At 55.0% G+C, this 21809-nt stretch carries 18 protein-coding genes; 5 read left to right on the plus strand and 13 right to left on the minus strand.

Annotated features, from left to right (window positions below; all coding sequences use genetic code 11):
* Positions 1-97: 97 nt before the first annotated feature.
* The 4 genes from pssA to D777_RS16650 form a co-directional block, all read right to left on the minus strand.
* Complete coding sequence (gene pssA, locus D777_RS16635; protein WP_036134586.1) at positions 98-937, minus strand: CDP-diacylglycerol--serine O-phosphatidyltransferase; 840 nt, start codon at positions 935-937, stop codon at positions 98-100.
* 92 nt (positions 938-1029) lie between these two features.
* Positions 1030-2046, minus strand: coding sequence for a ketol-acid reductoisomerase (gene ilvC, locus D777_RS16640; protein ID WP_036134589.1), 1017 nt, complete (start codon positions 2044-2046; stop codon positions 1030-1032).
* Between the two features lie 63 nt (positions 2047-2109).
* The gene (gene ilvN / locus D777_RS16645) at positions 2110-2601 is read right to left on the minus strand and encodes an acetolactate synthase small subunit (protein WP_036134592.1); all 492 of its coding nucleotides are present in this window, start codon (positions 2599-2601) and stop codon (positions 2110-2112) included.
* 2 nt (positions 2602-2603) lie between these two features.
* Positions 2604-4322 (minus strand): acetolactate synthase 3 large subunit, encoded by a 1719-nt coding sequence (locus D777_RS16650; protein WP_036134596.1) that lies wholly within the window; start codon positions 4320-4322, stop codon positions 2604-2606.
* Between the two features lie 518 nt (positions 4323-4840).
* Here D777_RS16650 and D777_RS16655 point away from each other — a divergent pair.
* Positions 4841-5311, plus strand: coding sequence for a DUF4124 domain-containing protein (locus D777_RS16655; RefSeq protein ID WP_036134598.1), 471 nt, complete (start codon positions 4841-4843; stop codon positions 5309-5311).
* A 62-nt stretch (positions 5312-5373) separates the two neighbouring features.
* Here D777_RS16655 and clpB read toward each other — a convergent pair whose 3' ends face one another.
* The 3 genes from clpB to rluD form a co-directional block, all read right to left on the minus strand.
* Positions 5374-7950 carry an ATP-dependent chaperone ClpB gene (gene clpB, locus D777_RS16660; protein WP_036134600.1) on the minus strand — a complete coding sequence of 859 codons (2577 nt, stop codon included), beginning with the start codon at positions 7948-7950 and terminating at the stop codon, positions 5374-5376.
* A 170-nt stretch (positions 7951-8120) separates the two neighbouring features.
* The gene (gene pgeF / locus D777_RS16665; RefSeq protein ID WP_036134602.1) at positions 8121-8882 is read right to left on the minus strand and encodes a peptidoglycan editing factor PgeF; all 762 of its coding nucleotides are present in this window, start codon (positions 8880-8882) and stop codon (positions 8121-8123) included.
* Positions 8872-9849, minus strand: coding sequence for a 23S rRNA pseudouridine(1911/1915/1917) synthase RluD (rluD, locus tag D777_RS16670; RefSeq protein WP_036134605.1), 978 nt, complete (start codon positions 9847-9849; stop codon positions 8872-8874). The genes pgeF and rluD overlap by 11 nt, the downstream gene beginning before the upstream one ends.
* Before the next feature lie 135 nt (positions 9850-9984).
* Here rluD and D777_RS16675 point away from each other — a divergent pair, with 135 nt between their 5' ends.
* A complete protein-coding gene (locus tag D777_RS16675; protein ID WP_036134609.1) occupies positions 9985-10818 on the plus strand; it encodes an outer membrane protein assembly factor BamD in 834 nt (277 codons plus the stop codon).
* A 54-nt stretch (positions 10819-10872) separates the two neighbouring features.
* On the opposite strand, the gene D777_RS16680 is transcribed toward D777_RS16675, so the two are convergent.
* Positions 10873-12537 carry an NAD+ synthase gene (locus D777_RS16680; protein WP_036134611.1) on the minus strand — a complete coding sequence of 555 codons (1665 nt, stop codon included), beginning with the start codon at positions 12535-12537 and terminating at the stop codon, positions 10873-10875.
* Positions 12538-12628: 91 nt separating this feature from the next.
* Here D777_RS16680 and D777_RS16685 point away from each other — a divergent pair, with 91 nt between their 5' ends.
* From D777_RS16685 to D777_RS16695, 3 genes are all read left to right on the plus strand, one after another.
* Positions 12629-14278: a sensor histidine kinase gene (locus tag D777_RS16685; protein ID WP_036134614.1), complete on the plus strand. Its 1650-nt coding sequence runs from the start codon at positions 12629-12631 to the stop codon at positions 14276-14278.
* Between the two features lie 57 nt (positions 14279-14335).
* On the plus strand, positions 14336-15721 hold the full coding sequence (locus tag D777_RS16690) for a sigma-54-dependent transcriptional regulator (RefSeq protein ID WP_036134616.1): 1386 nt from the start codon (positions 14336-14338) through the stop codon (positions 15719-15721).
* Between the two features lie 68 nt (positions 15722-15789).
* Complete coding sequence (locus tag D777_RS16695) at positions 15790-16350, plus strand: GspH/FimT family protein (protein WP_036134619.1); 561 nt, start codon at positions 15790-15792, stop codon at positions 16348-16350.
* Between the two features lie 54 nt (positions 16351-16404).
* Here D777_RS16695 and D777_RS16700 read toward each other — a convergent pair whose 3' ends face one another.
* From D777_RS16700 to D777_RS16720, 5 genes are read right to left on the minus strand one after another with little or no spacing between them, the layout of a single operon-like run.
* Entirely contained in the window at positions 16405-16854 is a 450-nt protein-coding gene (locus D777_RS16700; RefSeq protein WP_081849594.1) for a type IV pilin protein, read from the minus strand.
* A 7-nt stretch (positions 16855-16861) separates the two neighbouring features.
* Positions 16862-19795 carry a pilus assembly protein gene (locus tag D777_RS16705; RefSeq protein ID WP_036134624.1) on the minus strand — a complete coding sequence of 978 codons (2934 nt, stop codon included), beginning with the start codon at positions 19793-19795 and terminating at the stop codon, positions 16862-16864.
* Complete coding sequence (locus D777_RS16710) at positions 19792-20166, minus strand: hypothetical protein (RefSeq protein ID WP_036134626.1); 375 nt, start codon at positions 20164-20166, stop codon at positions 19792-19794. The genes D777_RS16705 and D777_RS16710 overlap by 4 nt, the downstream gene beginning before the upstream one ends.
* A 27-nt stretch (positions 20167-20193) precedes the next feature.
* Positions 20194-20682 (minus strand): pilus assembly PilX family protein, encoded by a 489-nt coding sequence (locus D777_RS16715; protein ID WP_036134629.1) that lies wholly within the window; start codon positions 20680-20682, stop codon positions 20194-20196.
* Positions 20683-20707: 25 nt separating this feature from the next.
* The gene (locus D777_RS16720) at positions 20708-21808 is read right to left on the minus strand and encodes a PilW family protein (protein ID WP_051669170.1); all 1101 of its coding nucleotides are present in this window, start codon (positions 21806-21808) and stop codon (positions 20708-20710) included.
* Position 21809: the final 1 nt, after the last annotated feature.

Here is a 21809-nt window from a genome sequence, read left to right on the forward strand (position 1 = left end):
ACTGTCAACGACCTTTTTCATTTTATTTTCCAAAGGCTCGGTTTCCACCTATCCAACGCTCAAAAAGCGATCAAAAAAGGCGGAAACCGACCACTCATCACTGAGCTCGACGGGGCTTTCTTCGAAACAGCGCTCGCACCGGACCAGAAAGCGCGTAGATTAGAAAGCCGACGAACAGGACCGTTGCCGGGTCCAGGGCGACAACAACAAAGACCAACACAACCAGGAGGATGGCCGCAAAAGGAACCCGCCCGCGAAGGTCGAGATCTTTAAAGCTGCGATAAAGCACGTTACTGACCATCAATACACCAGCTCCAGCAACTACTACCATGGTCAGAAGCGTAAGCCATGTCGAAGACTCAAACTCGTGAAAACACCAGACAAGCCCTGCAACGCAAGCAGCAGCGGATGGACTGGGCAGCCCAACAAAGAATTTCTTGTCGACAGACCCAATCTGGGTATTGAAGCGCGCAAGTCTCAATGCAGCACCGGCCACATAGATAAAGGTGATAGCCCAACCAACTTTCCCAAACCCGTTCAGGGACCAGAAAAATGCAACCAGCCCCGGCGCCACACCAAAGGCGACCATGTCAGCCAGCGAGTCGTACTCTTCCCCGAACTTGCTCTGGGTATTGGTCATCCGGGCCACGCGACCGTCTAGGCCATCAAGGATCATAGAGACAAAGATGGCAATGGCCGCATTATCGAAAACGCCATTGGCAGCTGAGACAATGGCGTAAAAGCCGGAAAAAAGCGACGCCGTCGTCAGCGCATTGGGAAGAAGATAAATTCCTTTGCGCCGCACCGGAGCTCCCCCTACCAACTCTTCCTCTATAACCTCGCCAGCCTCAACTTCGCATTCGGGGTTTGTGTCGGCATCCTTTTTCAACGCATCACCTTTAACGGCAGATTCGTGTTGTTTCTTTTCGTCAGTCATTTCCCATTACTCCGGAAAGCATTTGGGCGGAGTATATACGAAAAACGCGGCCTCTCGGGCCGCGTTTTTCTCAGAACAAGCAGGATACCCGCTTAGTTCTTATCCTTATCCACGATCTTGTTCGCGGAAATCCACGGCATCATGCCACGCAGCTTCTCACCAACCGTTTCGATTTCGTGGGCTGCATTTTCACGACGACGCGCCGTCATGGACGGGTAGTTCAGGGCTCCTTCGGAGATGAACATCTTGGCGTACTCACCACTCTGAATGCGCTTCAGCGCATTGCGCATAGCTTCACGGGACTGCTCGTTGATCACCTCAGGGCCAGTCACGTACTCGCCGTACTCAGCGTTGTTGGAGATAGAGTAGTTCATGTTAGCGATGCCGCCTTCGTACATCAGGTCAACAATCAGCTTGAGTTCGTGCAGGCACTCGAAGTATGCCATTTCAGGCGCATAGCCGCCCTCAACGAGAGTTTCAAAGCCAGCCTTAACCAGCTCAACCGCACCACCACACAGAACAGCCTGCTCACCAAACAGATCGGTTTCAGTTTCGTCCTTGAAAGTCGTCTCGATGATACCAGTACGACCACCGCCGATACCGCTGGCGTATGACAAAGCAACGTTCTTGGCGTTACCGGAAGCGTCCTGGAAAATAGCGATCAGGTCAGGGATGCCGCCGCCGTTGGCAAACTCGGTGCGAACAGTGTGGCCCGGCGCCTTCGGTGCAACCATGATAACGTCCAGGTCTTTGCGCGGAACGATCTGGTTGTAGTGGATCGCAAAACCGTGAGCGAATGCGAGAGTCGCACCTTCTTTCAGATTCGGCTCGATTTCGGCCTTGTACAGCTGAGACTGGAACTCGTCTGGCGTAAGAACCATTACTACGTCGGCTGCAGCAACAGCCGCAGGCACGTCACTGGTCTTCAGACCGTAGGCTTCGGCCTTGGCGATAGAGGAAGAACCCGGACGCAGACCAACAGTCACATCAACACCGGACTCCTTCAGGTTGCACGCATGAGCGTGGCCCTGAGATCCGAAACCGATGATGGCAACTTTCTTGCCCTGGATGATTGAGAGATCACAATCCTTATCGTAATAAACCTGCATGAGAAACCTCTGTGTTTTGTAATGCCTCAAAAGGCATGATGTTCAATTCGATTCGCTGCCCCGTTAAAGGCTCAGTACTTTTTCACCGCGGGCTATTCCGGAAACGCCACTGCGCACTACTTCCAGAACCCCGGCTGTTCCAACCGCCTGAATGAAGCCATCAAGCTTTTCACTGTCGCCCGCCAACTGAACCGTATACACGGAGCTAGTGACATCCACGATCTGGCCGCGAAAGATATCGACAGTGCGTTTGATCTCGGCACGCTGAGAGCCGGTCGCCTTGAGCTTGACGAGCATGAGTTCACGCTCGATGTGAGACCCTTCAGTGAGATCCACAAGCTTCACCACTTCGATAAGCTTGTTCAGTTGCTTGGTGATCTGCTCGATAACCTTGTCAGACCCGGTCGTTGTTACCGTCAGACGGGACAGGGTTTCGTCCTCTGTCGGTGCGACGGTGAGGGTCTCAATGTTGTAGTTGCGCTGAGAGAACAGACCAACCACACGAGACAGAGCACCGGGTTCGTTCTCAAGCAAAACAGAAATGATTCGACGCATAATCACACCCTCTCCGTTTTGCTGAGCCACATGTCCTTCATGGAACCACGGGCGACCTGCATTGGGTATACATGCTCGAAACGGTCAACATAGATATCCACAAACACCAACTCGTCTTTCATCGCCAGCACTTCTTTCAGCTTGGACTCCAGATCCGCTTTCTTGTCGATCCGGACACCCTTGTGGCCGTATGATTCTGCCAGCTTGATGAAATCAGGCAGCGACTCCATGTAGGACTGTGAGTGGCGGGATTCATAGTTCATGTCCTGCCACTGTTTCACCATCCCGAGAGCCTGGTTGTTCAGATTGATAATCTTGACCGGCAGGTTGTACTGCTTGCACGTAGACAGTTCCTGAATGTTCATCTGGATACTGCCTTCGCCTGTGATACACAGCACTTCATCATCGGGGTGTGTCAGCTTGATGCCCATGGCTGCCGGCAAGCCGAAGCCCATGGTTCCCAGGCCGCCGGAATTGATCCACCGGTTCGGCTTATCAAACTTGTAGTATTGAGCGGCAAACATCTGGTGCTGCCCCACATCGGAGGAGACAAAGGCTTCCCCGTTGGTCAGCCTGCAGAGCATCTCGATGACTTCCTGAGGCTTAATGACGTCGTCACTGGTTTCATAACGCATGCCATGGAACGCCCGCCACTCTTCGATCTGCTTCCACCAAGAGGCCAGTGCATCTGCATCCGGCTTCTCTTTACTCTCCTTGACGAGGGACAGCATCTCCTTGAGAACAGCGTCCACCGGGCCAACGATGGGCACATCGGCATCGATGGTTTTGGAGATGGAGGCCGGGTCAATGTCGATGTGGATGATCCGGGCACCTGGACAGAACTTCTCGGTGGCGTTGGTCACGCGATCATCAAAACGCGCACCGACAGCGAGAATCAGGTCAGAATGGTGCATGGCCATGTTTGACTCATAAGTACCATGCATCCCCAGCCAGCCCAGGTGCTGCTTGTCGCTGGCCGGATAGCAGCCAATACCCATCAGGGTGTTGGTGATCGGATACCCCAGCATACGCACCAGCTCGGTGAGCTGATCTGACGCCTTGCCCAGAATGACACCACCACCGGCATATATGACCGGACGACGGGCCGCCAGGAGCATGTCCACAGCCTTCTTGATCTGACCGGCATGCCCGCGAATCGCAGGGTTATAGGAGCGCAGCTTGACCTTCTTCGGATACGCGTACTCATACCGCTCGTTGGGCGTGGTCATATCCTTCGGGATATCGACGACGACCGGACCGGGACGGCCTGTAGCGGCAATGTAATACGCCTTACGGATGACTTCCGGAATTTCCTCCGGATGACGAACGGAAAGGTTATGCTTAACAACGGGACGGGACACACCAATCATGTCCGTTTCCTGGAACGCATCCTCACCAATCAGCGTGGACGCGACCTGACCGCACAGAACCACCATGGGGATGGAATCCATAAAAGCGGTGGCAATGCCGGTAATCGTGTTGGTGGCTCCAGGACCCGAGGTCACCAGTACGGTACCTGGTTTTCCGGTTGCACGGGCGTAGCCGTCGGCCATATGGACCGCCGCCTGTTCGTGCCGTACCAGAATATGCTTGACTTTGTCCTGCCTGAACAGCGCATCATAAATATGAAGAGCCGCACCACCCGGATAGCCGTATATGTATTCGATGCCCTCATCCTGCAGGGAACGAATCAGCATATCGGCGCCAGACAATAACTCCACGGTTTTCTACCCTCTTCTACGAGTGAATGAGCCGGGAATACTCCCGGTTGCCTGGATTCGCGGTGTCCTTGCTTCTTTTGAAAGCGGAACCAGCTGCTCCTCCACACCTTGAACTAAAGAGGTTGTCTCCTGGCCGGTCGGCCTCCTGAGGGTTGCGGAGAACGACCAATCAACGGGTTGCACGTAAGCAACAACCAACAAGCACCGGGAACCGGCGCCTAATAAGTGTGGTGATTAACGGGGATACTCGCTCGGGATTGCCTGCCGAATTAACCCCAGTTTCAGGCAATCGCCAATTCTGACAGCGCGAAACTCCCTGTCAATAGGCGACGGAGCTTTATCGCTTCAATATCGCCAAAGGTCTGCCATACTTGAGGTAAATTTTGTATGGAGTTTTGAAACAGGCGGAGGAAAATTGCCCGTCGCAATGGCACTATACAATCTCACAAGGAAACAATGGTCCCGGAGAGACAGGCTCATATTGCCCCGGGGAGCAGTAACCCACGATGAGTAGATCCATGAACAGAAAGATCCTGACGCTGACCCTGTTACTGGCCGCCACACCGGGTATTGCCATGAGTGCCTCGGTATACAAGTGGACCGACGAAGATGGAGTAACCCATTTCGGGGACAGACACCCGACTGGCAAGAAATCCGAATTGGTGAATGTGCGCTCTGGCACCTCGTCCAAGTCCGCTTCTGACAGGGCCACGCCCCAGGAGCGTGTGAGCGAAATGGAAGAACGGCAGAAGACTGAGGCCGAACAACGCCGCGAAACCGCTCAGGAAGAGGCTCGCAGAAAACAGCGCGAAGCGAACTGCGCGACGGCTCGATCCAACCTCGAGATGATTAACAGCAATGCCCGTATTCGTGTAGAGGAAAACGGAGAACAACGGTACCTGTCGCCTGAAGAAATCGCGGAGCAACGCCAGCGATTCGAGGAGATCGCGGACGAAAGCTGCGGCCCTGAGAAAACCGGCAGCGAATAACTGCCAACACAACCAGAAAGGCCGGCTCTGAATCAGAACCGGCCTTTTGTCTCCCTGGTCTGTCAGGCCTTGCCAAATTCCAGCTTGTGGTCCTTGACGGTCCCGCGAATGGTATCACCGGGCACGAACTCTCCCTGTAAAAGCATCTGAGCCAGTGGATTCTCGATCATCCGCTGAATCGCCCGCTTGAGTGGCCGCGCACCGTATACCGGGTCGTAACCAACTTCGGCAAGCAACTCCATGGCCGCGTCGTCAAGCGCAAGCTTCATGTCCTGATCTTTGAGACGCTTGCTCAGCGATTCGATCTGTATCCGGGCAATGCCCTGAATCTGGCTTTCGGCCAGAGGATGGAAAACAACCACTTCATCCACACGGTTGATGAACTCCGGTCGGAAGTGAGTGCCCACTACCTCCATCACCGCGTTCTTCATGGACTCGTAGTTCTCTTCTCCCGCCTGCTGCTGGATGATGTCTGAACCCAGGTTAGAGGTCATCACCACAACGGTATTCCGGAAGTCGACCGTTCTGCCCTGGCCGTCAGTGAGCCGACCGTCTTCCAGGACCTGCAACAGGATATTGAAGACATCCGGATGCGCCTTTTCCACCTCATCCAGAAGGAGGACTGAATAGGGACGACGACGAACCGCCTCCGTAAGGTAGCCGCCTTCCTCGTAACCAACGTAGCCCGGGGGCGCACCAATCAGCCGTGCCACGGAATGCTTCTCCATGAACTCCGACATATCGATCCGGACCATGGCCTCTTCGGTGTCGAACAGGAACGATGCCAGCGCCTTACAGAGCTCCGTTTTACCGACACCCGTTGGCCCAAGGAACAGGAAGGAACCATTTGGCCGATTGGGATCCGCCAGCCCTGCTCGGGAGCGACGAACGGCATTGGAAACCGCTTCGACGGCTTCATTCTGACCGATGACCCGGCCATGGAGGGCCTCCTCCATCCGCATCAGCTTGTCCCGCTCTCCTTCAAGCATCTTGGACACCGGGATACCGGTCCACTTGGAGACAATCTCAGCAATTTCTTCATCGGTCACCCGATTACGGAGCAGCTTCATTTCCATCATTTCAGCCTGGCTGGCCATATCCAGCTGACGCTCAAGTTCCGGAATCTGCCCATACTGAAGCTCGGACATCTTGCCCAAGTCCCCCGAGCGACGGGCATTTTCAAGGTCGATACGCGCCTGCTCCAGCTGACTCTTGATCTTCTGGGAGCCATGCAGAGCCGCCTTTTCCGTATTCCAGACTTCCTCCAGATCAGCGTACTCACGCTCCACGTTTGAAATAACGCCACTCAACTCTTCCAGGCGCTTCTTGGAAGCCGCATCCGTTTCCTTTTTGAGCGCTTCCCGCTCAATTTTCAGCTGGATCAAGCGACGCTCCAGACGATCCAATGCTTCCGGCTTGGAATCCATTTCCATACGGATCTGACTGGCCGCCTCGTCCACCAGATCAATGGCTTTGTCCGGCAACTGTCGATCAGTAATGTAGCGATGAGAGAGCTTGGCGGCTGCAATGATGGCGCCGTCTGTAACCTCAACCCCGTGGTGGACCTCATAGCGCTCCTTCAGACCGCGCAGGATAGCGATGGTGTCTTCCTCGCTGGGCTCCGTAACCAACACCTTCTGGAAGCGACGCTCCAGGGCGGCGTCTTTTTCAATGTTCTCGCGATATTCATCCAGGGTGGTTGCACCCACGCAGTGAAGCTCACCACGCGCCAGGGCAGGCTTGAGCATGTTGCCCGCGTCCATGGACCCCTCGGCTTTACCGGCCCCCACCATGGTGTGGATTTCGTCGATAAAGAGAATAATCTGACCTTCCTGTTTGGCCAGTTCGTTAAGTACCGCCTTCAGGCGCTCTTCGAACTCGCCGCGGAACTTGGCACCAGCAATCAGCGCACCCATGTCCAGCGACAGAACTTTCTTGTCTTTCAGGCCATCCGGCACCTCGCCATTCACAATCCGCTGGGCCAGTCCTTCAACAATGGCGGTTTTACCCACGCCCGGCTCGCCGATCAGGACCGGGTTGTTCTTGCGACGGCGCTGCAGAACCTGAATGGTCCGTCGAATCTCGTCATCACGCCCGATGACCGGATCCAGCTTGCCGGACTCTGCACGCTCAGTCAGGTCAATGGTGTACTTGGAAAGTGCCTGCCGGTTTTCTTCAGCACCCGCGTCATTGACGCTCTCGCCACCCCGAACTTCGTCAATGGCTTTCTCCAGGGCCACCTTGTCTACGCCCTGCTCCCGCAAAACGCGCCCGAGCGTTCCCCGATCTTCCAATGCCGCCAGCAGCATCAGTTCGCTGGAAATAAACTGGTCCTTACGCTTCTGAGCCAGCTTGTCCGCAATATTGAAAAGCCTTCCCATGTCGTTGGACATGGAGACATCGCCCGCGGAGCCTTTGACTTCCGGAAGGTTTTCTATTTCACGGGCCACCGCCTGGCCAATGCGACCCGGTTCAGCGCCCGCCTGCTTCAACAGCGGCTTTACCGAACTGCCGTCCTGATCCAAGAGCGCCTGCATCAAGTGCAAGGGCTCGATGAAATTGTGGTCTTTGCCGACGGCAAGAGACTGGGCATCCGCCAAAGCGGTCTGTAGCCGACTGGTCAGTTTGTCGATTCTCATACACTCTTATCCCCAATTCCTGGCGAATGTTCGGGCGAGTCGAGTTGACTCGGGCGACATCCGGTTTGATATGCATTTAAATGTAGGGGCAAGTCGAGGGACTTCAAGCGGATCAACACGCAAACCGTCAGAAAGTTGACGGACGTCAGGTAGGGAGCCGGACGCCCGCATCAGGCACGAAGCCAGATCAGCGACGCCATCCGACCCGTCCGACCATCACGGCGATAAGAGAAAAATCGGGGAACATCCTGCACGGTGCAATAGCCACCACCCGAAATAACGTTAACGCCGGATCGGGTGAGCCGTTGCCGGGCCAGCAGATAGATATCAGCCAAGTAGTGGCCGGGACGCACGTCTGAGGCGGTAAACGCCCTGTCCGCATCCGGATCATCAGCCACAAAGGCTACCCTGACTTCCGGGCCAACCTCGAACGCAGCCGGTCCGATCGCCGGCCCGAGCCAGGCCATGAGCCGTTCGGGTGGCACATCCATGGCCTTCACCAGGTTCTCGACAACGCCTCCTGCGAGACTCCGCCAGCCCGCATGGGCAGCACCAACGACCGTACCATCGCAATCACACAGCAAGACCGGCAAGCAGTCAGCTGTCAGGATCGCACAGACCATTCCCGGGGTCCTGGTATAGGCCGCATCGGCATCAGGCTTAGGCTTACCAGTGAACGATGCCTCGATTTCAATACCATCGGTTCCATGCACCTGGTTCAACCAAGCAATACGGCTTGCCTCAACACCTGCGACCCTGGCGAGGAGTGCTCGATTACATTCCACATCCTCCAGGCGATCACCCACGTGATCCCCCAGGTTCAGGCTGTCCCAAGGCGCACGGCTGACGCCACCGAGCCGGGTCGAACACAGTGCTCGGACATTATCTGGCGCTGACCAGTCCGGTCTCAGCAACTCAGGCTCAGAACTCATGGCTTTCCAGCACGTGCACGTGCTCTCTCAGTGCGGCGAGAAGCTTGACCATATCCTCCGGCAGCGGAGTTTCCCACGTCATCTCTTCGCCGGTCTCCGGATGTTCCAGGGTCAGTTGCCTGGCATGCAGGGCCTGCCGATCAAATTCACCCAGGGCTTGCCGCAGCTCTTCTGTCGCACCTTTGGGCAGCCGCATCCGTCCGCCGTACACCGGGTCTCCCACCAATGCATGCTTGATGTGGGCCATGTGCACCCGAATCTGATGGGTACGGCCGCTTTCCAGTTTGCAGCGAACATGGGTGTGGGCGGCGAATCGTTCAATCAGACGATAATGGGTAACGGCGGATTTGCCAGAAGGAACGACTGCCATTTTCTTACGCTCGCGGGGATGGCGGCCGATTGGCGCATCGACGGTCCCGCCACCGGTCAGCGTTCCGACAACCACGGCCTCATACACACGCCCCATGGTCCGATCCTGCAGCTGGTCAACCAGCGAGGTGTGGGCAATCAGGCTGCGGGCGACAACCATGATGCCGGAGGTGTCTTTATCGAGACGGTGCACAATGCCCGCTCTCGGCAAATTTTCCACCTCCGGCGCGTGGGCCAGTACCGCATTCACGAGGGTTCCGGCTGCATGACCGGCCGCCGGGTGGACCACCAGGCCAGCCGGTTTGTTGATAACCAGCAGGTGCTCATCCTCGTAGACAATATCGAGCTCTATTTCCTCGGCTTCCCAGGTAACCTGGACTTCCGGTTCAGCATCCAGCACCAGCTGATCATCCAGCATGACCTTGTCTCTGGGCTTACACTTGCGACCGTTCACCGTGAGCGATCCGGCCTTGATCCATGACTGGATTCTGGAGCGGGAATGTTCCGGCATCAGTTCAGCCGCTGCCTGATCCAGGCGACGATCACTCAGTTCCGGTGGCACGACAAAACTGGCGGTAATTCGATTTTCAGATGACATTGAGCCCCCGGGGCCAGTGTGTGTTACGTTTCAGATAGAATTTTCCAAGAAATCGGCCACGCTCTGCACATAGGGCGTCTTCCCCGCTACAATGGCCGCTCTTTCGAATTTATCGACATTATACGGGAATCCGGCATGAGTTCAGTTGTCCGTTTACTGCTAATGAGCACATTGGTGGCTATGATCAGCGCCTGCGCCTCAAACAATCAGGAAGAGGTACTGCCGGAGGAGACCTATTACGACAACGCCCGCGAAGCGATGGATTCCGGCAACTTCAACGAAGCGGAACAGAATCTGGACGCTCTGGAAACCTACTACCCGTTCGGTCGCTATGCGGAGCAGGCTCAGCTCGATCTGATCTACGCCCGCTACCAGAATCTCGACCTTGAAGGAGCCCGGGCTGCTTCGGACCGATTCCTTCGATTGAACCCCCAGAGTGACCATGCCGATTACGCACTTTATTTGCGGGGGCTCGCCTCCTACAACCTGGATGTAGGCCTGGCTGCCAGGTACTTCCCTGTCGATGTGTCCGCCAGAAATCCCGGCGAGCAACTGCAGTCATTCCGGGACTTTTCCGAGCTTCTCAACCGTTACCCGGACAGCCAGTACGCGGCGGATGCACGCCAGCGCATGATTGCTATCCGCAACCGGATGGCAGAGCTTGAACTCCATGTCGCCCGTTACTACATCAAGCGGGAGGCCTACATCGCCGCCAACAACCGCGCCCGCTATGTGGTGGAAAAGTTCCCGACCTCACCAGCGACAGAAGAAGCGCTGATCATCCTGGCCGAAACCTTCCGCTTCATGGACCTTAATAAAGGGGCTGACGATGCGGTCGCCATGCTGAAGAAGAACTTCCCCAATAGCGATGCCTTCGACGAAGATGGATCCTTTAAAGCTGACATGCTGAAGCGGGAGGATCGCTCCCTTTCCAGTGTTGTTACCTTTGGCCTGATGGGCGACGAGTAAAACCGAGAGTGCCAGGCGCCGATGCCGCCTGGCTTCACTGCCCACCTTATTCAGCTACTTACCGCTTTTCCAGCCGTTGGTTATCGGATAACGGCGATCCTTCCCAAACCCACGCTCACTGATACGAACCCCGATGGGTGCCTGGCGGCGCTTGTATTCGTTGATATCCACCAGTCGGACTGCGCGGTCTACATCGGCTCGTGAAAAGCCCTCGGCGACGATTGCGTCTGCACTGAAGTCCCGCTCGACATAAAGGTTCAGAATCTGGTCCAGCACATCATAACCGGGCAGACTATCCTCATCCTTCTGGTCCGGCGCAAGCTCAGCCGAGGGCGGACGGGTGATAACCCGCTCGGGAATCACCGGCGATAGCGTGTTCCGGTACTGCGCCAGGCGGAACACCAGGGTCTTCGGCACATCCTTGAGGACATCAAAGCCGCCGGCCATGTCCCCGTAGAGGGTGGAGTACCCCACGGCCATCTCGCTCTTGTTACCGGTTGTCAAAACCAGCGACCCAAACTTGTTGGAAAGCGACATCAACAGCACGCCCCGCAACCGGGCCTGGAGGTTTTCTTCCGTCGTGTCCGGTGTCGTTCCCTCAAAAGGCGCGGCCAGCGTTGCCATGAAGGCGTCATACATGGGCTCAATGGAGAAAACATCGTATTGGACATCCAGCGCCACCGCCTCGGCTTCCGCATCCTCCAGACTCATACTGGAGGTATATCGGAACGGCATCATGACCGCACGCACCCTGTCCTTACCCAGTGCATCCACCGCGACCGCCAGGGTGACTGCCGAGTCGATACCGCCGGAAAGCCCCAGAACCACCGATTTGAAGCCATTCTTGTTGACGTAATCACGAACGCCAACCACCAGAGCATCGTATACGTTCTCCTCCAGAGAGGGGGTATCGGGCAAGGACTGGGACACCGGCTGACAATGGTGCTCACACAGGAAATCGACTGGAAAAAGACCATCGCGAAACTGGGGTGCTTCGGCCACCAGGACACCCGAGTGATCGAACACCATGGAGCCACCATCGAACACCAGCTCATCCTGGCCGCCAACGAGATTCACATAGACGATGCTGACCATGTTCTCCCGGGATTTTCGCTCCAGCAAAGCCTTCCGACGCGCCTGCTTGTCGGTGTCAAAGGGTGAGGCATTAAGGTTCAGGATCAGGCGGGCACCGGCCTTCGCGGCATCTTCCACCGGCCCGTCCTTCCAGATGTCTTCGCAGACGGTAATGCCCACAGGGACACCCCGAATATCCATGACCAGTACCTCTGCCCCTTCAGCAAAATAGCGCTTTTCGTCGAACACTTGGTAGTTGGGGGGGAAGCGCTTGAAGTAGCGCCCGGTAATGGTTCCGTTGTCGATGACAACCGCCGAGTTGTAAAGCAGAGATCCACTGCGCAGCGGGGCCCCGACAACGATGGCCGGAGCCAGCTCTTCGTCCTGCAGGCGTTCAAGCGCCTCGTTCACGCGGAGCTCAAGACTTGGGCGCAACAGCAAATCCTCCGGCGGGTAACCGGTGATACACAGCTCCGGGAACACCACAATATCCGCCTGGTGTTCTTCCGCTGCACGGCGGGTGGCGTCGATGACCAGGTCTGTATTTCCGGGGATATCCCCCACGAGGAAATCAATCTGGGCCATCACCACCCGTAGTTTTCTGGGTGATGTCCCGGTGGAAGATGGCTTCCCGGACGCGGTCATAGAATGGCTCCTGTAACTTATTGCCTTTAAAAGGCTATTATAACCCCGCAAAGATCAGGATTTCTTCCGACCAACAGCGGATTCTCGAACCATGGCAGTGGATACAATACCGGAAACCGAGCCAAGCCCCAGCCCTATTGCCCCGACCCGCCGTCAACAATTCAAGCTGTTCCGCGTTTACAATCACTATCGCCTGGTTGTCAGTCTTGTACTTCTCGGGCTGCTGCTCGTCGATCCGGAAAACTTCTATTCCCGCTTTCGACTGCTGGAATATTACCAGGCTGGCGTGTCCGGTTATCTTTCCCTGAATGTGTTCGTCGGACTGATCATGTTCGCGGGCTTCAGACCCAGCCAACGGCACATCACCCTTTCCATTCTTCTGGACATTCTGGTGATGCATGGTTTGCTGTTCACCAGTACAGGCATTACCAATGGTCTGGCGAATCTCGTTATTGTTTCCGTAGCAGCGGGAAACATCCTAACCCCCAGCCGTGTCGGTACGTTCTACGCAGCCCTGGCAGCCATTTGCTCGCTCGGCATATCCGCCTGGGCTTTCATTACCCTCGGAGAACCAGCCGACGACATTGTTCGTGCCGGCTCTCTCGGAATACTCTACTTTGCAGCCGCGTTCGTTCTGCAGTATATATCCCGACGGATGATGCGTAGCGAGGCGCTGGCTACCAGCCGCGCCAGGAGCATTGCAGAGCTGGAGAAGATCAATCAGCAAATCATCCAACGTATGCGTACTGGCATCCTCGTTCTTGATCGCTATGGCTCAATCCGTCTCGCCAATGCGGCTGCCGAGGAGTTGCTCTCCGGGGCCAGTGCAGAAGATCATGCCCACCCGGAGCATCTGATGATACTGCCGCAGCCCCTGAAGCTCGGGCTGGAAACCTGGTTAAAGGATCCCAGAAAACGTGTTGAGCCCTTTCAGCCTTCACCAACGGCGCCGTTCCTGCAGGTCAACTTCACTCAGCTTGATGAGGAGCGCGGAGATCATATCCTTGTGTTCATCGAAGACATGAGCAAGGTCACACAGCAGGCCCAACAGATGAAACTGGCCTCCCTGGGTCGCCTGACGGCGGGCATCGCCCATGAAATACGGAACCCGCTAGGTGCGATCAGCCATGCTGCACAATTGATGGAAGAATCCCCCCATCTCGATCAGGGTGATCATCAGATGCTTGATATCATTCGCCGCCATTCCCGCCGTGTAAATGGCATCATTGAAAACGTTCTGGATCTCTCCAGACGCCGCCCTGCGAACCCGGACTTGCTCGAGATAGGCCCCTGGCTTGAGGAATTTCGGGAAGATTTCCTGCAAACCCGCGATGACTCCGCGACCAGCACCCGAATAAGCCTGGAGATCGCACCCGACCTGCCGCCAGCTCGCTTTGACAAAAGCCAGATAGAGCAGGTGATGGTCAATCTCTGCGACAATGGACTACGGTACAGCCAGCAACAAATTGGTGAGCCGCGGCTTCATCTTCGTGCCGACGTCACCGATGATGGCGAGCGCACCTACGTGGATGTGCGGGATTTCGGACCCGGCATTGAGCCTGGAGAACGCAGCTCCGTGTTCGAACCCTTTTTCACAACCGACAAGAGTGGAACGGGCCTCGGCCTTTATCTGGCACGGGAACTGTGCGAGGCTAATCAGGCTCATCTCTCCCTGGTGGTGGATGACCAACCCGGATGCTGTTTTCGCATTACCTTTGCCCATCCTGGCCGAATGATCTGATCGGGCTCCGGCGACTATCGGGTGTCTCACTTATGACAAGGAACCGACAAGAAAAGAATGACAACGCATACCGCCCTTATCGTTGATGACGAACCGGATATCCGGGACCTGCTGGAGATTACCCTTGCTCGCATGGGCATCGGCACAAAAACCGCACCGGACGTCGGCTCAGCCCGTGAACTTCTCTCTCAGCAGGAGTTTCACCTGTGCCTGACGGATATGAACCTGCCGGATGGCAACGGCATTGAACTGGTGCAATGGATTCAGCAGCACTCCCCCACCACGCCCGTCGCAGTCATTACTGCCTATGGAAACATGGATACGGCCATTGAATCCCTGAAGGCCGGTGCCTTCGACTTTGTTTCCAAGCCGGTCGAACTGCCTCGCCTGCGGGAGCTGGTCAGCAGTGCATTGAAGCTGTCCCAGCCCAAGCCAGAGAGTGAACTGAGTCAGGATGAACCTGGCCTGCTACTGGGCAACTCACCACACATCAAAAAACTGCGAAACCAGACTCGAAAACTGGCTCGCAGCCAGGCCCCGGTCTTCATCAGTGGCGAGTCCGGCAGTGGCAAGGAGCTGGTTGCGCGCACCATCCACATGCAGGGCCCCCGCTGCGACGGCCCGTTTATCGCCGTCAACTGTGGTGCCATTCCTTCCGAACTGATGGAAAGTGAATTTTTCGGCCACAAAAAGGGGAGCTTTACCGGTGCGGTCGAGAACAAGGATGGCCTCTTCCGATCCGCCAATGGCGGTACGCTGTTTCTTGACGAGGTGGCAGATCTCCCGTTAGCGATGCAAGTCAAACTGCTCAGGGCGATACAGGAAAAGGCAGTGCGCCCTGTGGGTGACACCAAAGAAGTGCCAGTGGACATTCGGGTTCTGAGCGCCACCCACAAAAACCTGCCCGAACTGGTACAGGAAGGCAGTTTTCGACAGGACCTGTTTTACCGGATCAATGTCATTGAACTGGCGGTCCCCCCGCTCCGAGATCGCCCGGAAGACATACCGATGCTGTCAAAGCACATCCTTGATCGCATTGCCAAGGAATACGAGTGTGACCCGGCAACACTGTCTGCGCAGGCGATCGACCGCCTCAAAGTTTACGACTTCCCCGGCAATGTCCGGGAGCTCGAGAATATTCTTGAGCGCGCCTTTACGCTCTGCGACAACGATCAGATTGGCGAAGAGGACCTTCACCTGGGTAATGGCGCGCCGGCTCCCTCAGGTCCTTCTCTAGTGCATCCGGAACACGGCGACGACAGCACGTCGATAGCCGTTCCTGAAGGGGAGATTGATCTGGAAGGTTACCTCGAAAGTATCGAGCGCCAGGCCATAGAGAAAGCATTGGAAGCCACGCGCTGGAACAAAACGGCTGCAGCCAAGCGACTGGGAATCAGTTTTCGGGCTTTGCGGTATCGGTTGAAGAAATTGGGGATGGAGTAACGCTATAATATTGCCCGACTCTGGCAGGACGCCGGAGCGCTTCTCTGAACAGACAAGGAACGTTGACTATGCTGACCAACAAGCATCAGGCAGGGTTTACCCTGCTGGAACTGATCATCACAATCATCATTCTGTCGATAGCAACCGGGATGACCTCCCAAGCTTGGGGGTGGTGGGCCGCCAAATCCCGCCAACGCGCCATCCTTGAGAATTACCACTCACTGTTTTCGTTTGCCCGATGGAACGCCGCGAGTTCCCACACTCTGGTCACCGTTTGCCCCTTATCAGCAGCCAGCCAGTGTGTCGATGACTGGCAACAACCGGTCTCCGTATTCATCGATGCGAACAATGACAAATCACCGGATGGAGGTAGCGTGCTCAGGCAAATGAACGCAAATCTCGGTTCATTCACCCTAAGATCCCGAACCGCTGGGCGCGGGTACTTTCAGTTCAACGCAAAAGGCATGACCCATGGTGCCATGGGAAGCCTTGTCCTGTGCCCGAGAGATCCCGCTTCCGGGACCATGACCTACATGCCGATCAATATTGCAGGGCGTTTCCGGGTCGAGTACGACAAAGATGGCGACGGCATCATGAAGCTTCCCTGGGGCGCGAAAATCAGCTGTTAGACGGCAAGAAAAAAGCCGATCCAAGCGGATCGGCTTTTTCGGAAGGCAGGACTATCACTGCCAATCGTTTTCCCCCGTACCGAAGCCCCCGCTATTGTCCTCGTCCCAACGCCGAGCTCCCGTCGAGTCCAGTTCCAAGATACCGTTACCTGCTTGAACCCCTTTTGGGGTCGCCCTCAGGGTATAGCCAGTTCCAGACGCAGCGGTAATCGTCAGATCATAAAACTTGTTATTACCTTCCAACGGAGCCTCGTCTGGGAAAATCCCGGGGCTACCAGTATCACCCCCTCCGGTCGCTGCGCCCTCATAAGAATTCGCCGTAGCATAATGTCGCTCCATAGCTGCGGCGAACTCCAATAGCGCACCCTGGGCATCCGATCGTCGCGTACGTTCGCCATACTCGACATAGCTCGGGTAGGCGAACGCGGCTATAACACCGATGATCACAACAACAATCATCAGCTCAATCAAAGTGAAACCTTTTTGCCTGATATCTAAATACATCAGTGGTCTAATCCTCATACCAGTAGGTTTCAACGACGCCCTTGATGGACTTGATGGTCTGACAGTCTGTACCGACACAAATGACATCTGTGTCGTCCACCCTCATCCGCTGCGGGTTTGAAGGCAGAGGTACATCGAGCTCTACATAGCGATCAGGGCGAGTCAGCTCGTCGTCACCTTTGCCGTCAGACGTGTAGTAGTTCCTTACCGCACTGCCGTCCAGCACGGAAATATGATAAAGCCGCGAAGTGCCTGTCGGAGGACGACAAGGGTCTGAGCTGGCCTTGGGCTCATAGGTGGTGATGAACACCTCATTGTTCACCGTCACACTTTCAGACAGCACCTTTTCACCTGGATTGTTGTCCAGCTTGATAAACCAGCCGTCCGCCGTTGCCAGTGCAGATGCAGCCGCAGTCTTTTCAGTCGACGTGCCCTGTTGGATCAGGTTATCGGTCGCATCGTACAGATCCGACTCGGTCAAACTCTTATAGAGCACCGTTGTCTGAGTGGCATCGGTTGGATCTAGCGGCGCAGAACTGACCGCAGAGATTTTCATCATATAGATCCTGTCATCAACATCCTTGTTAAGAGGATGGGCCTGGAACCCTGAGCCGATGATGAGGCCAAGGTATCTAACACCGCCCAGCTTGATACCGAACAGATCCGGAGAATGATAGAAACGACGGTTGCTCGCCGTAGTGGAACCGCCGAAATCGGCAATCCGGCCACCGGTAACAAGGTCAGTCAGCTTAGCCGTGTTGCTGATATCAAAGCGGAAAATCTGGCCGCCCATATCACCGACATAAATCTGATCGGCAAGGCCGTCGCCATTCACGTCCAGCACCTTGGGCGCGGCAGGAATGCTGTAGTCCATGTCTGCCATTTCCATGTCGGCGCCACTACCCGTCGGGCCGGCCCACCATAGAACATTTCCGTTGGTTGCATCGACAATGTAAACAGCACGGCCTTCATCGTCAGCCGTCCTGACGGTCGCGTTATCCTGGTCGGGATCATAGCCGCCGCCAAAAATCAGAACGTCATAGTTGCTGTTACCAATGGCAATTTTGGTTTTTACTGGAGTCGACCAGGTCTGCCCCATCTCTTCATAATCAGTACCGGATACACCGCCGGTGATCTGCCAGAGTAATGAGGGCGCCGTGCGGTCGGTTACATCCAGCGCATAGTAGCTGCGCCCACCCCGACGCATGCCTGAGTAGATGTATACGAAATCATTATCAGCGGCTTTGATCTGACCGTCGAAGTTATCGTCATAAATCCAGCTAACAACGGTGCCATCCATGCCATATTCCTTGGCTGACGCCGATGTACTGTTCATCATTGCAGGTTGATTTGACAGCAACTCTTTCGGAATAAATGAAAAATAGCTGGAACCATCTTCACCATCGACTGCATGAATATAGCCCTGATTGTCACCGTAGTAGATTGTGGTGTCTTGGTTAGCAACAGTGGTGCCTGAATAGATGACTAACTGAGGAACTGAGTGCAGCGGATCCGCCAGCAACTTCCTGGCATCCGTTGTGTCGTTATCACCATCCTCGTCATTGACGTCAACGCCACGAGTCCAGCTGATCAATTTGGAAAACTCCGCATCCGTCATGGTGCTATCGCCAAAATCAGCTTTGGTCAAATTGTTGTTGTTGGCTACAACGGAGTTCGAGTTGTCAGAAAGATCTGATTTCCTGGAGTTCAGGTTCGAGAACACATTACGGGCTGATGTCGTGTCGGGGAGCTGGGAAGCAGCACCACCTTTCGCGACGTCAGGGCCATCCGGGCCATCAGCGATTGGCGTCCACCAACTTCTGGCTGTTTTCTTGAAGAAACCAGTAGCCTGGTCAATTGCCGCATTACCATTGACATCAACAATAACGGCTTCGTTTTCGCCAGTCGTCGCATTCTTTTGGATATCCAGCTTGTAACGCTTGAGGTTGCCGTTCCAAATAGCGCCTTCTGCAGACTCAAATAACGCATAGTAAAGCGTGTCTAGATGATTGAGGCGGTCAAAGGAGTTAACGGCAATGCCCGGCGCCACATAGGTTGTGGACTGGGCCTTCGCATCATCAAACACTTGCTTAAGCGCAGCAGTCAGTTGCGAAGCATTATCTGCAACGAAATAGCTCCCTCCGCCTTTTCTCGCGGTATCTTCAAGAAGCGTCTGCTGTGATTTTAAGCCTATGGTATAGGTTCGTACTTTCTGATCCCCGGGAAAATCGCCGTTAGGATCACTCGCAGACGGAATCATGTCTTCTGTCCACATGTAGTCGGCGATTTCATCAAGGCAGTTGTCTGAACATGTCCCAACCGCACTTTCGATGGTTGTTTCGTGGTTGCTATCGTTGGTGGGAGCACCATCCGTAAGCACCAACGCATAGTTGGACTGACATGAATATTCGATTGGGCTATCGAATTTGGTGGAGTCACTGGAGTCGACAATACCAGCGACTTGCGTTCCATCTTCGTCATGACTTCTAATGAAAACGCTGCCCCCCTGATAGTACCGCATCGCCTCAAACAGGCTTTCAGAGAGAGGAGTCCCCCCCGAATCGACAAGTCCATCGATTTTGTTAATTAATGAACTTCTCTGAGTTGAAATGTCAGCTATTGGTGCCTTGAAATAAGCCCCCTCGCTACCACCAAAAATCATTAGACCAACTTTGACATCAGTCAGACTATTGACGAGGTCTTTAGCTGCCCGCTTCATCGCCGCCAATCGTGTTTCGGTTGTGCCGGCTGCGGCATCAACTACCACATCGTCAGTACCCATACTGCCAGATACATCCAATATGAGCATGACGTTCGGTTTGACGATCTGCTGGGCGTTGTTGAAGAATATCTCAGTATCGTCACCAAGAGCGGCTGTGCCCGCCATCGAAAGATAGGCAGCCGTCAACGTTGTCGTTAAAAAGCGGCTGTAAGATTTCATTTCTCACCTCCTGAAACGCCACGGACGCTCCAAAAATCCACGCTCCGAGCCATCCCGGTGCCAACGTTTTCCACAACGTTTCCACCCTGTCCATTTACGCGGGAGAGCTGTCCCCCGCTCACCGGTCGACCGGCCACAGAAACTGACAGCCCCCTCGCAGGGAGGAAGCTTTGCTGCTGGCATGTTTCACATCCATCCACCCGAATCTGCACAATCTCTCCGGATGAGTCCAAAACCACTTCAACCTGACTGACTTCATGAACAACAACATCACCAGTCAACATTGAACGGGCCTCTTCAGCCTGCACCGGCCCGGCCGCCAGGGCTACAACCAGTGCAACACCGCTCCAATAAAGATTCTTCGCATTCATGCTGCATCCTCCCCAAAGAATTGGGACTCAGTAATATTCAATACCTTTAAACACCCGCGATTCAGCGCCGGTGTTTGCCATGGTCGCTTCCCCAATCAACTCGTAGCGGTAGCCTTTCAGGTCACTGGAGCTCTCGTCGGCATTCATGGAGCTGCCACTCGTAATAATGATTTCCCCCAGGTATCTCGCCTGATAACTGCCGGTAATACCGTTTGCTGAATCCAGAGTGGTCACACTAATAACACTGGACTGGTTGTTCTGGTCTTGCATGGACTCCCGCAACAACGTCAGGTCGTTGGCATAAAGCTTGTTCGTGAGCGCGCTCACCGTGCTTTCTGCAGCCTGGAAGGTACGGTTCGAGTTCTGGGCATTAACCGCCATCCGCTCCTGCATCACAGAGGTGTTCATGCCCGCGACGCCGATCAATGTAAGCACCAGGAGCACAATCAGACTGATAATCAGAGCGGCACCCCGCTGTTTACTCTGGCCTGCGATCGCTTTTTTATATCTATTCATTGTCGTTTTACCTTTAACTCAGGTTTCAATCCCGATTGCGAAGCATAATCGTGGAAGTGAAGGCTCGACGAAGCCGCGCATCCTCGGGATGCGTCACTGCATTTGCCCCAGCACCGGTAGTGCGAACGATGGTCTCACCGGGCAAGTCGTAGGACGCCGCATCGACGCTATTCCTTGCCCCATCCGCATCGCTGATAAGAAGCCCCATCCGGATAGCAACCACATTGGTCATATTTCCGACCGTATCGGCAGTGGCGTAGCGGATGTTCCCGGTTGCCAACAGCTCTCCGTATTCAACCTGCATACTCTCGACCCCTTCAACAATCTCATCGACCTGAAAAGAGGGGGTTGCCGAGTTCAGGAGATTGTTCGTTCCCCTGTAAAGTGCGCGGATATCATTGCCTTGAGCATCATCTCGGCCAGTATCGGCTACGAAATATACGGTTGCGGAAAAACGCATAATCCGAGCGGAGTCTGTATAAGCCTGGCTCAGCCGATTATCGGTATTCACGCCTTTGGCATGAGCCCAAGTCCCGGACGTCGCGGTGCTTGAGATACGGAAAAGATCCGCAGCTTCGCAGTCAGATATCATGACAATATCGTTCTGAGAAAACAGACCTACATCGGAACCCGTAACCTGAATATTCGCGTTGTCGGCTGTCATGTTGCCCGTCAATTCAACTTCGACCGACTCCCCACGTTGAACAGCCAGAACATCACTGCCGATAACGGCTCCCGACTCAATCGTCGTGTTGTCGAATTCAGTTCCGTTCGCCCAGGTCGCATCATCGACTTCCCACCCACGCAGCGTGGACGAAAAGAAATCAGACGTAGGAGGGTTCTTGGCAATAACATTCAGAGTCACATCATCAGGATCTGCACACCCCTGAAAACCGACCATACGAAGATCCCTCGCCATGATGTCGGTGGAGATACGCCCGGACTCCTGAATTCTTGCCAGGGATGTAGCCAGCCGTGATGTCTGACTGGAGTCCATGTACACGGTAAAGATACCAAGAATAAGCGTAGTGCTGAGCGCCAACGCTATGATCAGCTCGACCAGAGACAGTCCCAACTGGCTTTGAGCGGAGCCGTTGGCATACCTCACATTATCAACCTTGTTCATC

This window comes from Marinobacter nitratireducens, assembly GCF_000708045.1.
GTDB classification, from domain to species: domain Bacteria; phylum Pseudomonadota; class Gammaproteobacteria; order Pseudomonadales; family Oleiphilaceae; genus Marinobacter; species Marinobacter nitratireducens.

What these genes read in the sequence shown, in the direction of transcription:
- D777_RS16690 (WP_036134616.1), top strand. Translation starts at nt 14,336, where the DNA reads ATGACAACGCATACCGCCCTTATCGTTGATGACGAACCGGATATCCGG.
- ilvN (WP_036134592.1), bottom strand. Translation starts at nt 2,601, where the DNA reads ATGCGTCGAATCATTTCTGTTTTGCTTGAGAACGAACCCGGTGCTCTG.
- ilvC (WP_036134589.1), bottom strand. Translation starts at nt 2,046, where the DNA reads ATGCAGGTTTATTACGATAAGGATTGTGATCTCTCAATCATCCAGGGC.
- D777_RS16675 (WP_036134609.1), top strand. Translation starts at nt 9,985, where the DNA reads ATGAGTTCAGTTGTCCGTTTACTGCTAATGAGCACATTGGTGGCTATG.
- D777_RS16705 (WP_036134624.1), bottom strand. Translation starts at nt 19,795, where the DNA reads ATGAAATCTTACAGCCGCTTTTTAACGACAACGTTGACGGCTGCCTAT.
- rluD (WP_036134605.1), bottom strand. Translation starts at nt 9,849, where the DNA reads ATGTCATCTGAAAATCGAATTACCGCCAGTTTTGTCGTGCCACCGGAA.
- D777_RS16710 (WP_036134626.1), bottom strand. Translation starts at nt 20,166, where the DNA reads ATGAATGCGAAGAATCTTTATTGGAGCGGTGTTGCACTGGTTGTAGCC.
- D777_RS16720 (WP_051669170.1), bottom strand. Translation starts at nt 21,808, where the DNA reads ATGAACAAGGTTGATAATGTGAGGTATGCCAACGGCTCCGCTCAAAGC.
- D777_RS16715 (WP_036134629.1), bottom strand. Translation starts at nt 20,682, where the DNA reads ATGAATAGATATAAAAAAGCGATCGCAGGCCAGAGTAAACAGCGGGGT.
- D777_RS16700 (WP_081849594.1), bottom strand. Translation starts at nt 16,854, where the DNA reads ATGTATTTAGATATCAGGCAAAAAGGTTTCACTTTGATTGAGCTGATG.
- clpB (WP_036134600.1), bottom strand. Translation starts at nt 7,950, where the DNA reads ATGAGAATCGACAAACTGACCAGTCGGCTACAGACCGCTTTGGCGGAT.
- pgeF (WP_036134602.1), bottom strand. Translation starts at nt 8,882, where the DNA reads ATGAGTTCTGAGCCTGAGTTGCTGAGACCGGACTGGTCAGCGCCAGAT.
- pssA (WP_036134586.1), bottom strand. Translation starts at nt 937, where the DNA reads ATGACTGACGAAAAGAAACAACACGAATCTGCCGTTAAAGGTGATGCG.
- D777_RS16655 (WP_036134598.1), top strand. Translation starts at nt 4,841, where the DNA reads ATGAACAGAAAGATCCTGACGCTGACCCTGTTACTGGCCGCCACACCG.
- D777_RS16680 (WP_036134611.1), bottom strand. Translation starts at nt 12,537, where the DNA reads ATGACCGCGTCCGGGAAGCCATCTTCCACCGGGACATCACCCAGAAAA.
- D777_RS16685 (WP_036134614.1), top strand. Translation starts at nt 12,629, where the DNA reads ATGGCAGTGGATACAATACCGGAAACCGAGCCAAGCCCCAGCCCTATT.
- D777_RS16695 (WP_036134619.1), top strand. Translation starts at nt 15,790, where the DNA reads ATGCTGACCAACAAGCATCAGGCAGGGTTTACCCTGCTGGAACTGATC.